A 12,513-nucleotide genomic window follows, 5' to 3' on the forward strand; every position below is an offset into this window, starting at 1 on the left:
GAAGACGCCGCACAAGGGAGGAAATGCGAAGTGTCCAAGGAGCGGACGCGGAACGGCCAGCCCCGTCAGTCGGAGGGCGTTCGTGCCTTCAAGCGCGGGCTGGACGTGCTGCAGGAGGTCAACCGCTCCGGCGGCATCCGCGCCGGCGACGTCGCCCGCGCGCTCGATTTGCCCCGCCCGACCGTCTATCGCCTGCTCGAGACGCTGGAGGAACTCGGCTATGTCGCCCGCAGTGCCAGCGATGATCGATTCCGCGTGACCCGGCGCGCGCTCAGCCTCGGCGATGGCTACGATCCCGGCGTGGTGATCTGCCAGGCGGCAGCGCCTTATCTCGCCGAACTGAGCAAGACGCTGGTCTGGCCGGTCGATCTCTCGACTTACGAAAACGCGGCGATGGTGGTGCAGGAAACCACCCATTCCCGCAGCCCGCTCTCGATCGACCGCGGCATGATCGGCAAGCGCCTGCCGATGCTGCGGACGTCGGCGGGGCGCGCCTATCTCGCCGCCTGCCCCGCGCGCGAGCGCGATCTCATTGTCAATCATCTCCGCCGCATCGACGAGGCCGACGATCGCCCCTTCCTCGACGAAGCCCGCCTCGACCGCATGATCGCCGAGACGGCCGCGCGGGGTTACGCGATCCGCAGCGAGGGCGAATACAATCCCAAGACGTCCTCGATCGCCGTCCCGATCGTCCGCAATGAGGTCGTATTCGGCTGCATTTCCATCATCTGGATCCGCTCGGCGCTGGGGATCGAGGAAGCCGTCGCGCAGTTCGTCTCACCGATGCGCGAAGTGGCCGCGGCGCTTCCAGTCGATGCCTAGCGCTCTAGTGGTTCCGCACAGGCTGCGACCTTTGCGCCTGAGCCGACGCCTCGAAGACCGCGCGACATTGCGGACTAAGCTGGTCACGCTGCCCCGCCATGCAATTTCTGATCTGGGCGCGATCGGGGATGTAGGCGGAGCAGAGGCGCATCGCATCGCCCATGCAGGCCTCGCGCTGCTCGGATTCACTCGGACCGGATTGGGCAAAGGCTGGCGTGATCGCAGTGCTCAGCAACAGGAAGGCTACGCGGAAGTTCATGAAGACTCTCACTCTCAGGTTGGATGGCGGCAAGATTTGGACGGCGGCAGGTGAAGGAACGTCGTCACTGTCGTCTCGATCAGCAGCGCCCTCGCCGCCTCGGTGTCGATGTCGGGCGCGAGCTGTTTGAGCAGCACGGGAAACGCGGGAGGCTGATGTAGCGAGCTGTTGAGAAGGGCAAAAAACAGCGCCGGATGGCTGCTGCGGATGATGCCGGCTTCAATTCCTGCGACGAAGAGCTCCCGAACGGATTCATAGGACGGACGCAGCAGTCGCTCGGTCACAAGGGCGGCCCGCTCCGGTGTCTCCGCGCCATGCCGGATGACGAAATCCTTGACCTCAGGATGCGCAACATAGAAGGCGCCGATCGCAAGGATCACGTCGCGAAGCCGCTCACCGACCGTGCGACTTTGATCGACGGCGATCGCGCGGACACCGGTCATGGCAGGAATCGCAATCGTCACGATGCGGTCGAGACAGGCCTCCCAGAGCGCGGCCTTGTGGCCGAAATGAATGCGAACCAGATTAGGGCTGACCTGGGCCGCAGCCGCGACGCTGCGCAGATCCGCGCCGTCGAAACCGTGGTTGGCAAAAGCACTGGTGGCGGCAACCAGCAGCGCCTGGCGGCCGTCCGGCATGTCCTTGCTTCGGCGCCCCTTTGGTCGGGAAGGCGGCGTCTTCTTTTTTCTGATCGTCGCAATCATCGTGCCAGGCTCATATATGTTCACATGTACATATATCGTCGGCGCGGGTTTGGCAAGGGGCTGGTTCGCGTGCAGACGGCACCGCACGTTCGTCCGCTGGGCGGACACTTGGCGATGCGCCGTTGAAGCGGTGGTACGGGTTGGGGACAAGATGGCCCATGCAAGATAAATCCACCCCCGAAGACTTCGACGTCGTGATCATCGGCCGCGGCCCCATCGGCGCCACGCTCGCCAACCTGCTCGGCCTGTGCGGTGTGCGGACGCTGGTGCTGGAGCGCGAGGCGCGGACCTATCATTTGCCGCGCGCAGTGCATTTCGACGACGAATGCATGCGCGTGTTCCAGACGCTTGGTCTCGCGGATGCAATCCTGCCGCATGTCATCCTCAGCCCCGGCATGCTCTTCCTCGATGCCGACGGCAAAATGCTGCTGGACTGGTCGCGGCCGCAAACATTGACACCGATGGGCTGGCATCTCAGTTATCGCTTCCACCAGCCCGATCTGGAGGATGTGCTGATCTCTGGCCTCGCGCGCTGGCCGCATGTCAGCTTGCGCAGCCGCTGCGATGTGTTTGCGCTGGACCAGGACGCGACTGGCGTACGCGTCCGCTACGAAGACCTATCGAACGGAAAACTCGGCGAGGTCCGCGCCGCCTATATCATCGGCTGCGACGGCGCACGTTCGCTGGTGCGCCGCTTCATCGGCTCCGGCACGGACGATCTCGGCTTCCACGAGCGCTGGCTGGTGGTCGACGTGCTGCTCAAGCGCAACCGCGACGACCTCGGCGATTACAGCATTCAGCATTGCGATTCGCAGCGACCCGCGACTTACGTGCGCGGCACCGGCACGCGGCGGCGCTGGGAGATCACGGTTCTGCCGGACGAGGATTCACAGGACGTGGCGCAGCCGGCAAAAGTCTGGGAGCTGCTGTCGCGCTGGGTCACGCCCGACGACGCCGAGATCGAGCGCGCCGCGGTCTACACCTTTCATTCCGTGATCGCGCAGCAATGGCGCAACGATCGTCTGCTGCTGGCCGGAGATTCCGCGCACCAGACCCCGCCCTTCCTCGGCCAAGGCATGTGCGCCGGCATCCGCGATGCCGCGAACCTTGCCTGGAAGCTTGCTAGCGTCATCCGCCACGGTGCCGCGGCCGATCTGCTCGACACCTATCAAAGCGAACGCCAGCCGCATGTGCGCGAGTTCATCGCGCTCGCCATTCGCTTGGGCGGTATCATCAACACCAAGGCGATCGAAGCCGGTCTTGCCGCCGGGCAAGTGCGGGAGAATGCGCCAGTCAAGCTCGAGGTGAAAAAGCCCCTGCTCGGCCCCGGGCTCGCGCTTGGCGATCTGCCACTGGCCGGACATCTCGCGCCGCAGTTCAGTTTGCGTGACGGTAGCCGCGGCGACGACCGGATCGGCTACAGCCATGTGCTGCTCGTCGACAGCGCGGCCACGCTTCCATCTCGGCACGCTCGGTCGCAAGCCGGAATCGGGATTCTGACCGGCGACGACGCCGAACGCATCGCGCCGTGGCTCCGCGAGCACGGCATCGTCGCCGCACTGATCCGGCCCGACCGCTACGTGCTCGGCACCGCCCGCAACGATGCCGAGCTCGACCGGCTCGTCGCCGCCATCACGCCTCCGACCCACGTGCCGTCCGCGGCCTGACCGAACACCAGGACATCTCATGAAACTGCTCTCTTTCATCGCCGACGGCCGCGCCTCCTTCGGGGCCGTCAGGGACAATGGCGTCGTCGATCTCGGCGCGCGCATGGCGCCCTGCACCACGCTGCGTCAATTGCTCGAAGCCGACAGCGTTGCCGAGGCGGCAAAGCTGGTCGCATCGACGGCCCCGGATCATCCCCTCGACAAGATCGCCTTCGCCCCCGTCATCCCCGATCCCGGCAAGATCATCTGCGTCGGCCTCAACTATCGCGACCACGTCGCCGAAACCGGCCGCACCGTCACCGAGAAGCCGGCGCTGTTCGTCCGCTTCCCTTGCAGCCAGGTTGGCCATCTCCAACCCATCGTGAAGCCTCATGTCAGCGACGATTTCGACTATGAGGGCGAGCTCGCGCTCGTCATCGGCAAGGAGGGCCGCCACATTCAAGCTGGCCGCGCGCTCGACCATATCGCCGGCTATTCCTGCTACAACGAAGGCAGCATCCGCGACTGGCAACGCCACACCAGCCAGTTCCTCTCCGGCAAGAGTTTTGCGGAGAGCGGCAGCTTTGGCCCGTGGCTGGTGACGGCCGACGAGATTCCCGATCCGTCAAAGCTCACCTTGCAGACGCGCCTCAACGGCACCGTCGTGCAGGACACCACCACCGATCTGCTGATCACCGCCATCCCCGAGCTGATCGCCTACATTTCGGCGATCTGCCCGCTTGTTCCGGGCGACGTCATTGTCACGGGCACGCCGGGTGGCGTCGGCGCCAAGCGCACGCCGCCTTTGTGGATGCGCCCCGGCGACACCGTCGAAGTGGAGATCTCCAACATCGGAACCTTGCGCAACAAGGTCATCGCCGAACCAAGCTGACCGCCACTACCGATCGATCAACGATAAAATCAGGAAACGCCATGGCCACTATCCGCACGACATCCACCGCCATCCTGCTGATCACACTGGCGCTCGCGGCGACCGCTGCGCGCGCCGAGGTCAAGAGCGACACCATCCGCATCGGCGTCCTCACCGACATGAACGGCATCTTCGCGACCGCGATGGGCCCGGGGTCGGTCGAGGCGGCGCGGATGGCGGCGGAGGAGTTCGGCGGCAAGATCAAGGGCAAGCCGGTCGAGATCTTGCAGGCCGACCATCAGAACAAGCCCGACCTCGCCGCATCCCTCGCGCGAAAATGGTTCAGCGACGGCGTGCAGGCGATCGCGGATGGCGGCAGCTCAGGTGCAGCGCTCGCCGTGCAGGAACTGGTGCGCGGCAACGGCAAGATCTTCCTCATCTCTGGCGCCGGCGCCAACCAGCTCACCGATGAATCCTGCGCGCCGACCAGCGTGCAATGGACCCAGGACGCCTATTCGACCGCGACCGCGGTGGTCTCCGGCATCATGCAGACCAGCAAGGAGCCGTGGTTCTTCATCACCGGCGACTATGCTTTCGGCCATTCGATCGAGGCGACTGCGCGAGACCGCATCGCTGCGCTCGGCGGCAAGGTCGCCGGCAGCGTCAAGGCGCAGCTCGGCACGCCCGACTACAGCTCGTTCCTGCTCCAGGCGCAGTCCTCGGGCGCAAAGATCCTGGCGATCAACGTCGCCGGCGACAACGCCACCGCTATCAAGCAGGCGGAGGAGTTCGGCCTCGCCGACCAGGGCATCAAGATCGTGCCGATGTCGTTCCAGAATGTCGACATCGAAGCGGTCGGGCTGAAGGCCACGCGCGGCGACCTCATCGTCACCTCGTTCTTCGAGGACGTCTCACCGGCCGCCCGGAAGTTCTCCGATGCGTTCTATGCCCGCCGCAAGGCGATGCCGTCGCAGATCCAGGCCGGCGTCTATTCCGCCGTGCGCCATTATTTGCAGGCCGTGAAGGACACCGACTCCGACGACAGCGCGACGGTGATGGCGAAGATGAAGGCGACGCCGGTGTCGGACGCCTACACGCCCAAGGGCCGCATCCGTGAGGACCAGCGGATGGTGCACGATCTCTATCTGGTGCAGGTCAAGACGCCGGAGGAATCCAGGGGACCGTGGGACTTAGTCAAGCTGGTCGCGACCATCCCGCCCGACCAGGCCTTCCGCCCGCTCGACCGCAGCAAGTGCAGCCTGGTCGGGAAGTAACCTCAGGCGAGATAACGCGTGAGATAGCCTTCCATGGCGTAGAGCGCGCAGAGCGCCAGGCTCGACCACACCGCGGCGCTGAAATACAGGAACATCCAGGTCAGCTCGCCCTTCCAGTGCGCGATGTCGTGGGTCACCACCCAGCGCGTCGAGACATCGTGCAGTCCTTCGAGGAAGCCGAGAAACTTGTTGCCCTCTTCATGCCCTGCCCGCCAGCGGCTGAGATACATCGGGACGTCGACGGTGACGAGGAAGGCGAGGAAGCAGGCGATGCCGACGATGCCTGACATCAGCGCCCAGCGCACCGGCCCCTGGAATTCCGGCACCAAGCGGCACAGCGCGATGCCGGCGAGGAAGAAGGTCACCGCCCACAGCGAGTTCTCGATCGCGTTGAAGAGGAAGTTGGTCGTCACCACCGCGTACCAGGAGAAGCACTCCGCGATGATGATGATGGGCACGATCACGAGCGCGATGTTCACCACGGTCTGCGCGCCGGTCATGTGACCGAGCTGATGCAGGATGATCGCCCATTGCGCGACGAAGCAGAGCTCAGCCACAGTCGCGACCGTGCGGCCGACGAACACGCTCGACAGCCAGGTGTCGAACAGGCAGATGCGCTGCACGTCCGCGCGCGGCAGGAACGAGCGGAACGCGCAGCCGAACACATAGCCTGCGCAGAGCAGGAACATCAGCCCGATATCCGAGCCGCCGCCGAGGTTGCCGGCAGGCGCAGCGTAGAACTCGCGGTACAGCATGAACCAGACGAGAATGTTGGCAGCGCTGACAAGCGTCAGGGACCCCCACCACCACGCGAGGGGATTTGACCGCGCCTGCCACTGCAACATGATCGCTCCGCAAAAGTCGATATGACATTCAACGGTAGCAATTCTGTCATAATACCGTGACGTGACGCGACAAAAATCTGCGTGACAACACTGTCATAATTGCGCTGCGCGCTGTCACAATTCTCCAAGACGATCTGCGATCCACGCTTTACGGAGCCTGCTCCGGGGTCGCCTTGCGAGGCGCCCCGGAATCACGCGACGAACTTATTTCTTCATCCCCGCGACATACGCCGCGAGCTTGTCCAGCGTCTGGTAGCCGTATTCGACGGCGCCGAAGCCGATCATGCCGTCGCGCTGCGCGGTGCTCGAGGCCAGCTGCCGCATCATCAGCACGGTCTTGCCGTTGCTCTGCTCGGCAAAGGTGACGGTGAAGCGGAACATGCCGGGATCCTCGTCCTGGTCGCCGCCGTGGTCCATCTCCATCAGCTTCGGCCGCTCGATGCGGCGGAAGCGCATGCGGTTCGGATAGACCGTGCCGTCGGGGCCGATCATGTTGAAGCGCCAGACACCGCCGACCCGCACGTCGATCTCGAAAGTCTCGATCTCAAAGCCTTTCGGCCCGAACCATTGCGGCAGATGTTTTGGATCTGACCACGCCTCGAACACCAGATCGCGCGGCGCGTCGATCACGCGCGACATCACGATCTCGCGGTCGAGCGACCATTGCGACAAAGCGGGATTGGCAGAACTCGTCATCACTTGGCACCTTTCCGTTTGGTTGTTCGGGACGGCCTTCCAGCCGGCTCCCTCTCTTTCTTGAGCTTCATCACATAGGCCTCGAACCGATCGAGCCGCGCCTCCCAGATCGCGCGCTGCTGCTGGAACCAGTCCTCCGCGCCGACGAGCGCGTCCGGGTTGAGACGGCAAGTGCGCACGCGGCCGGATTTTTCCGACTGAACGAGCCCGTTCGTCTCCAGCACATGGATGTGCTTCATGAAGCTCGGCAGCGCCATGTCGAAGGGGTCGGCGAGTTCCCCGACCGAGGCCTCGCCTGCGCAAAGCCGCATCACGATCGCCCGCCGCGTGGGATCGGCAAGAGCCGCGAATATCTGATCGAGGTGGGATAATTGGTTAGCCATGGAGCTAACTATACATCGGCGATGCGCTGCGTCAACAATTGTTAGCCTTACGGCTAAGTTACAATCCCGTGCTCCCCGAGGCACCGGGCTGCGATGGCGAGGCGGCGAATCAAATATCCGGATTGTGGCCGCCAGGGCACAGCCGACGCCTCTCCGCTTGTGGTCAGATGCGGTCGATTGATTTTTCTCGATTCGACGTGTCGCGCCACGCGGCGCCTTCAGTCCAATTTGGAATGGCCATGGGAATGAACCGGATTGGCCTGGGGGCCGCGATCCTGCTGGCATCGACGCTTGGCGCGTTAGCCGCCGATCTTCCCGTCAAATACAAGGCGCCGCCGCCCGATCCATGGAGCTGGAACGGCCTCTATGGCGGCATCAATGCCGGCTACAGCTTTGGCCGCGATACATTCAAGCAGGACTTCAACGGCTTGCCGCAGGACCCTGCGGGCCGCGCCCTGCCGACCGGCGGAGTGTTCGGCGGCCAACTCGGCTATAATTGGCAGGTAGGGCGCTGGGTGCTGGGGCTCGAGGGTGACGCCCAATGGACCGGTCAGCGCGACCGTGGCTGCGGTGGCTTCGAGTGCATTCAGAACTACAACGACGAAGTCGGCGCCGGGCTCGTGGAACACAAGCTCGAATGGTTCACGACGGCGCGAGCCCGCCTGGGCCTCGCCAACGCGGGTTACCTGCTCTACGTCACGGGCGGCGGCGCCTGGGCCGGGGTGCGCGAAACCACAACGGCCCAGCTCGACGACTCCATCGGCTCGACCGCGGTGAGAAACGTCCTCACCGGCTGGGCGCTCGGCGGTGGCATTGAGACCCGGCTGTCGCAGAACTGGAGCGTCAAGGTCGAGTACCTCCATCTCGACTTCTCTCCGACGACCACGACGACACGTCTTGTCGCGACCGGGGGCGTAGGACCCTTCGATTTGCCAAATACCACTTACAGCCACGTCACCGACAACATCGCCCGCGTCGGATTGAACTACCGGCTGTGGAGCACGCCGGCTGCGGCGCCATTGCCGGTCGACCCGGCGGCTGCCGCCTGGCGCTGGACCGGATTCTACGGCGGCCTCAACGGCGGATACGGGGTCGGCAACACCTCGTTCAAGGAATTCAAGTATTTCGACCCGGCCACACCGCCGCTTCCGCTCGAACTCACGCATTACGTTTCCTCGTTCGCGCCTCAGAAGGTGTCGCCGCAAGGCGGGCTCGCCGGCGGCCAGGTCGGCTACAACTGGCAGTTCGACCACCTCGTGGTCGGCGTCGAGGGCGACGCGCAATGGAGCGGCCAGAAAGACACGGCCTGCGCCATGAGCTGCTTCACGGCCGGAGGCTCTATCGAGACCTTGACGCAGCAGTTCAACTGGCTGGCGACCGCCCGCGCGCGGGTCGGCTACGCCGACCGGGGCTATCTCCTGTACCTCACGGCCGGCGGCGCCTGGGCCGAGATCGAAGAGAGCGACTTTTTTACGGGCTCCGGCCCCAGTTTCACCTCCAACTTCAAGCAGACCAAGGGCGGCTGGGTCGCCGGCGGCGGCATCGAAGCCTGGCTATTCGGCAACTGGACGGGAAAGATCGAGTATCTGCACCTCGACCTCGGCACGATCAACCACAGCTTCCCGACCGGGGAGGTTTTCTTTACGTCCCTGGGTAGCCAATCCCATATTCGCAACGACATCGTGCGCGTCGGCGTGAACTACAAGCTCGGCGGCGGCTAAAGATGATCCGAAAAAGTGTGCAGCGGTTTCCCGAAAAGATCATGCGAAAATAAAGAGCCGCGCGGAACTTCCAACGCGCGATTGTGAATTGAGGCGCGGAGTGGTTTGCCGATAGATAGGAGCTTGGGGGCGCCAGCGATCTGTTCATATCACGTGCGCTCAGTTGTCTCCTCACGACACATTCCGATCACCCGGCGAACCTTCGCCCGGGCTGCGCTCGTTCAGCTTGCGATCGCGCTTGCGCCACGGCGCGCGTCCGCGGATTCCGACATGATCGCGCAGATGCGCGACATCGTCGCCGCCGAGCTCGCGCCGACCGTGACGCCGGACCAGCCGGGCGGCCTCGCCGCCGCGCTCTATGCCGGCCACCATGTCGAGTTCTTCAACTACGGCTTTGCCGACGACGCCACGCGACGGCCGGTCACATCGGACACGCTGTTCAACCTCGGCTCGCTGCGAAAGCCGTTCGAGGCGACGCTGGTCGCGCTCGGCACGCTCCGCGGCGAATTGCGGCTCGACGATCCCCTGCCGAAATACCTGCCCGAGCTCACAGGCGACTATGTCCGTCGCGTCACCGTCGACGAGCTCGCCACGCATACGTCGGGACTGTTGCTGCCGACCGACCACCCGCCCTGGCCGAACGAGCAATTTTCGCGCGCGCAGTTCATCGACATGTTCAACGCCTGGAAGCCGCAGGCCAGTGAAGCGCCCGGCAAGCAGCGCGTCTACAGCCATGCGGGCTACGTGCTGCTGCAACTCGTGCTCGAGCGCTGCTACGGCACACCGATCATGACGCTGTTCGAACAGCGCATCCTCAGGCCGCTCGGCATGGCCGCGACGTCGTTGCCGGAACGCGGCGAGGACAACCGCGCCGTCATGGACGCGGCCTGGATGCAGCGCGTCGCCCAGGGCTATTCGGATCAGGGCATAGCGATCGGCCCGCCCGGCAACCAGCAGAGCTATTTTGACTTCCCCGGCACCGGCCAGATGTTCTCCTCGGCGCGGGATCTTTCGACCTTCGTTGCGGCCTCAGTCGACGGCCGCTCGGTCGACCCGCATCTGCGCGAGGCGCTGCGGATGACACAGCATGAGGCCTTCCGCGTCGACGAGAAATTCGGACAAGGCTTGGCCTGGGAGACGGTGCATCTGCCCGAAATCGCCATCGTCGACAAGCCGGGCGGCCTCAACAATGCCTCCGGCTATATCGGCCTCGTGCCGGCGCGTCGGATCGGCATCGTGCTGCTGGCCAATCGCGGCGAATACCCGCATGAGATCGCCCGCTACAAGATCCTGCCCGCGCTGGCCAGGCTCGTGGCCGCGCGCTGAACCATTCCCCGAAAACAGAAAACCCCGGCCAGGCCGGGGCTTTCCACGCCAGATCAGGAACGGGATGAAGCTCAGTACCTGGCGACGACGGGTCCGCCGAACTTGTAGTTCACGCCGACGCGCACGATGTTCGACTTGAGGTCGACCGAGTGAGTGTAGACGTTGCTCGGAAATGGCGCTGCGCCGGCGACCAGGTTGGTGCTGGTCGCGCTGGCGCGGCCGAGATCGACATAGAGATATTCGGCCTTGAGCGACCAGCCGCCACCGAAGGCATATTCGGTGCCGGCGCCCATGGTCCAGCCGACCCGGGTGTCGCGAATCACTGCGGATTCCGTCGCGGCCGCGAACGTATCGGTGAAGTTGAAATTGCCCTTCACCTCCGCGATCGCCGCGCCGCCCGTGGCGTAGAGCAGCCAGGTCGGGGCGGCGAGGAAACCGATGCGGCCGCGGATGGTCGCGAGCCAGTCGGCCGAAACCGATGACGACACCGTAAAGCCGGTCGGGGCGCAGCAGGGATAGACCGCCGAGCCGCTCGCGCTGCCCTTGAAGCCGAAATAGTTGATGTCGCCCTCGAGGCCGAGCACGGCGTGATTGACCTGCCAATTGTAGCCGGCCGTGAAGCCGCCGGTCACGCTGGAGCTGTTGACGCCCTGGGCACCGACCGCGTTGATCGCGGGGACGCTGCTGGTGGAGAAATAGCCGGTCGGAGAGAACACGGTCGAGGTGCTCGGATCGGAGTTGCCCCACTGCCCGCCGACATTGCCGCCGACGTAAAAGCCGGTCCAGTTGTAGGCCGGCGCCATCATCGGCGCCTTGGTGTATTGCGCCGCGAGGTCGGCTGCCTGCACGGATGCGGTGCCCAAAACAACCGAGGCAACCGCCAGCAAAAACTTCTTCATTCGAATCTCCTGGCCCCACGCGATCGAAAATCGCGTCTCGAATGCACCGAATGAGAGCATCCGGCACGGGCTAGGCATAGGCGGCACACCTCGTAGCGTCTTTGTCTGCGGCGCAGTTCGTAGGGACTGTGACGTAGTGCGCGCCTCACATCGTGCGAACGGAGGACAAGTGTGACCCAAGGGCCACGCGTCACCTGTCGCGAGCGGCGCGCAACGCGCACCGATGTCGCGTCACGACAAAGCAGCACCGACGCGATTCGATTCTGCCTGCATCAGACCGAGCGCGTCAGTCCGCCGTCGACGCGGATGTTCTGGCCGGTGATGTAGGCAGCGCCCTCGGACGCCAGGAACGAGACCGTCGCCGCGATCTCCTCGACTTTGCCGTAACGCTTCATCGGCACGCTGTCGCGGCGCGCATCGGTCTGCGGCAGGCTATCGATCCAGCCCGGCAGCACGTTGTTCATGCGGATATTGTCGGCGGCATGGGTGTCGGTGAAGATCTTCGTGAAGGCGGCAAGGCCCGCGCGAAACACCGCGGAAGTCGGGAACATCGCACTCGGCTCGAACGCCCAGGCGGTCGAGATGTTGATGATGGCGCCGGCCTGCTGCGCCTGCATCACCGGCGTCACCAGCCGGGTCGGACGGATGACGTTGAGGAGATAAGTGTCGAGGCCGGTGTGCCACTGCTCGTCGGTAATCTCGGTGATCGCCGCGCGTGGCCCATGGCCGGCGCTGTTGACGAGCACGTCGATGCGTCCCCACTTGGCAAGCGCGCCGTCGACAAGGCGCTTCAAATCGTCGTTCGACTTGTTGGAGCCGGTGACACCGAGGCCGCCGAGCTCGGCCGCCAGCGCCTCGCCCTTGCCGGAGGACGACAGGATCGCCACCCGAAATCCGTCCGCCGCGAGCCGCCGCGCTGCGCCCGCCCCCATACCACTGCCGCCGGCGGTGACGAGTGCGACCTTCTCTGCTGCCATGACGATCATCCCTGTGTTGAGGCGAGCCGCCGGCCCGGCCTATCATGAGGGCTTCTACAGCCAGACCCGTCGGCTGGTCCACCGTCGAAG

The 12,513-nt window shown here is 64.7% G+C and carries 12 protein-coding genes; 6 read left to right on the forward strand and 6 right to left on the reverse strand.

The annotated features are described in order from the left end of the window. The first annotated feature begins 30 nt into the window (after positions 1-30). Positions 31-822, forward strand: coding sequence for a DNA-binding transcriptional regulator (locus BMW89_RS26440; RefSeq protein ID WP_092030372.1), 792 nt, complete (start codon positions 31-33; stop codon positions 820-822). A gap of 273 nt (positions 823-1,095) precedes the next feature. On the opposite strand, the gene BMW89_RS26450 is transcribed toward BMW89_RS26440, so the two are convergent. Further along, positions 1,096-1,785 carry a TetR/AcrR family transcriptional regulator gene (locus BMW89_RS26450; RefSeq protein WP_244547691.1) on the reverse strand — a complete coding sequence of 230 codons (690 nt, stop codon included), beginning with the start codon at positions 1,783-1,785 and terminating at the stop codon, positions 1,096-1,098. A gap of 158 nt (positions 1,786-1,943) precedes the next feature. Here BMW89_RS26450 and mhpA point away from each other — a divergent pair, with 158 nt between their 5' ends. Genes mhpA through BMW89_RS26465 form a run of 3 tightly spaced genes read left to right on the forward strand, consistent with a single transcriptional unit; the run spans position 1,944 to position 5,576 of the window. Continuing rightward, positions 1,944-3,452: a bifunctional 3-(3-hydroxy-phenyl)propionate/3-hydroxycinnamic acid hydroxylase MhpA gene (gene mhpA, locus BMW89_RS26455; RefSeq protein ID WP_092030380.1), complete on the forward strand. Its 1,509-nt coding sequence runs from the start codon at positions 1,944-1,946 to the stop codon at positions 3,450-3,452. 19 nt (positions 3,453-3,471) lie between these two features. Next, positions 3,472-4,323: a fumarylacetoacetate hydrolase family protein gene (locus tag BMW89_RS26460; protein WP_092030383.1), complete on the forward strand. Its 852-nt coding sequence runs from the start codon at positions 3,472-3,474 to the stop codon at positions 4,321-4,323. 41 nt (positions 4,324-4,364) lie between these two features. Beyond that, the gene (locus tag BMW89_RS26465) at positions 4,365-5,576 is read left to right on the forward strand and encodes an ABC transporter substrate-binding protein (RefSeq protein WP_092030385.1); all 1,212 of its coding nucleotides are present in this window, start codon (positions 4,365-4,367) and stop codon (positions 5,574-5,576) included. A gap of 2 nt (positions 5,577-5,578) precedes the next feature. Here the strand turns inward: BMW89_RS26465 and BMW89_RS26470 are convergent, their stop codons facing one another. The 3 genes from BMW89_RS26470 to BMW89_RS26480 form a co-directional block, all read right to left on the reverse strand. Next, positions 5,579-6,421: a hypothetical protein gene (locus tag BMW89_RS26470; protein ID WP_092030387.1), complete on the reverse strand. Its 843-nt coding sequence runs from the start codon at positions 6,419-6,421 to the stop codon at positions 5,579-5,581. A gap of 204 nt (positions 6,422-6,625) precedes the next feature. Next, a complete protein-coding gene (locus BMW89_RS26475) occupies positions 6,626-7,117 on the reverse strand; it encodes an SRPBCC family protein (protein ID WP_177196321.1) in 492 nt (163 codons plus the stop codon). Continuing rightward, positions 7,117-7,500 carry an ArsR/SmtB family transcription factor gene (locus tag BMW89_RS26480; RefSeq protein ID WP_092030389.1) on the reverse strand — a complete coding sequence of 128 codons (384 nt, stop codon included), beginning with the start codon at positions 7,498-7,500 and terminating at the stop codon, positions 7,117-7,119. Before BMW89_RS26480 ends, BMW89_RS26475 begins: the two co-directional genes overlap by 1 nt. A gap of 245 nt (positions 7,501-7,745) precedes the next feature. Between BMW89_RS26480 and BMW89_RS26485 the strand changes: the two genes are divergently transcribed. Then, positions 7,746-9,221 (forward strand): outer membrane protein, encoded by a 1,476-nt coding sequence (locus BMW89_RS26485; protein ID WP_177196322.1) that lies wholly within the window; start codon positions 7,746-7,748, stop codon positions 9,219-9,221. A 270-nt stretch (positions 9,222-9,491) separates the two neighbouring features. Then, entirely contained in the window at positions 9,492-10,547 is a 1,056-nt protein-coding gene (locus tag BMW89_RS26490; RefSeq protein ID WP_177196323.1) for a serine hydrolase, read from the forward strand. Positions 10,548-10,618: 71 nt separating this feature from the next. Here BMW89_RS26490 and BMW89_RS26495 read toward each other — a convergent pair whose 3' ends face one another. Together BMW89_RS26495 and BMW89_RS26500 are read right to left on the reverse strand one after the other, a co-directional pair. Beyond that, positions 10,619-11,446, reverse strand: coding sequence for an outer membrane protein (locus BMW89_RS26495; RefSeq protein WP_092030396.1), 828 nt, complete (start codon positions 11,444-11,446; stop codon positions 10,619-10,621). A 272-nt stretch (positions 11,447-11,718) separates the two neighbouring features. After that, positions 11,719-12,423 (reverse strand): SDR family oxidoreductase, encoded by a 705-nt coding sequence (locus tag BMW89_RS26500; RefSeq protein WP_092030399.1) that lies wholly within the window; start codon positions 12,421-12,423, stop codon positions 11,719-11,721. Positions 12,424-12,513: the final 90 nt, after the last annotated feature.

It is taken from the genome of Bradyrhizobium sp. OK095 (assembly GCF_900109945.1).
Classification (GTDB): Bacteria; Pseudomonadota; Alphaproteobacteria; order Rhizobiales; family Xanthobacteraceae; genus Bradyrhizobium.

What these genes read in the sequence shown, in the direction of transcription:
- BMW89_RS26480 (WP_092030389.1), bottom strand. Translation starts at nt 7,500, where the DNA reads ATGGCTAACCAATTATCCCACCTCGATCAGATATTCGCGGCTCTTGCC.
- BMW89_RS26475 (WP_177196321.1), bottom strand. Translation starts at nt 7,117, where the DNA reads ATGACGAGTTCTGCCAATCCCGCTTTGTCGCAATGGTCGCTCGACCGC.
- BMW89_RS26485 (WP_177196322.1), top strand. Translation starts at nt 7,746, where the DNA reads ATGAACCGGATTGGCCTGGGGGCCGCGATCCTGCTGGCATCGACGCTT.
- BMW89_RS26450 (WP_244547691.1), bottom strand. Translation starts at nt 1,785, where the DNA reads ATGATTGCGACGATCAGAAAAAAGAAGACGCCGCCTTCCCGACCAAAG.
- BMW89_RS26460 (WP_092030383.1), top strand. Translation starts at nt 3,472, where the DNA reads ATGAAACTGCTCTCTTTCATCGCCGACGGCCGCGCCTCCTTCGGGGCC.
- BMW89_RS26470 (WP_092030387.1), bottom strand. Translation starts at nt 6,421, where the DNA reads ATGTTGCAGTGGCAGGCGCGGTCAAATCCCCTCGCGTGGTGGTGGGGG.
- BMW89_RS26465 (WP_092030385.1), top strand. Translation starts at nt 4,365, where the DNA reads ATGGCCACTATCCGCACGACATCCACCGCCATCCTGCTGATCACACTG.
- mhpA (WP_092030380.1), top strand. Translation starts at nt 1,944, where the DNA reads ATGCAAGATAAATCCACCCCCGAAGACTTCGACGTCGTGATCATCGGC.
- BMW89_RS26500 (WP_092030399.1), bottom strand. Translation starts at nt 12,423, where the DNA reads ATGGCAGCAGAGAAGGTCGCACTCGTCACCGCCGGCGGCAGTGGTATG.
- BMW89_RS26490 (WP_177196323.1), top strand. Translation starts at nt 9,492, where the DNA reads ATGATCGCGCAGATGCGCGACATCGTCGCCGCCGAGCTCGCGCCGACC.
- BMW89_RS26495 (WP_092030396.1), bottom strand. Translation starts at nt 11,446, where the DNA reads ATGAAGAAGTTTTTGCTGGCGGTTGCCTCGGTTGTTTTGGGCACCGCA.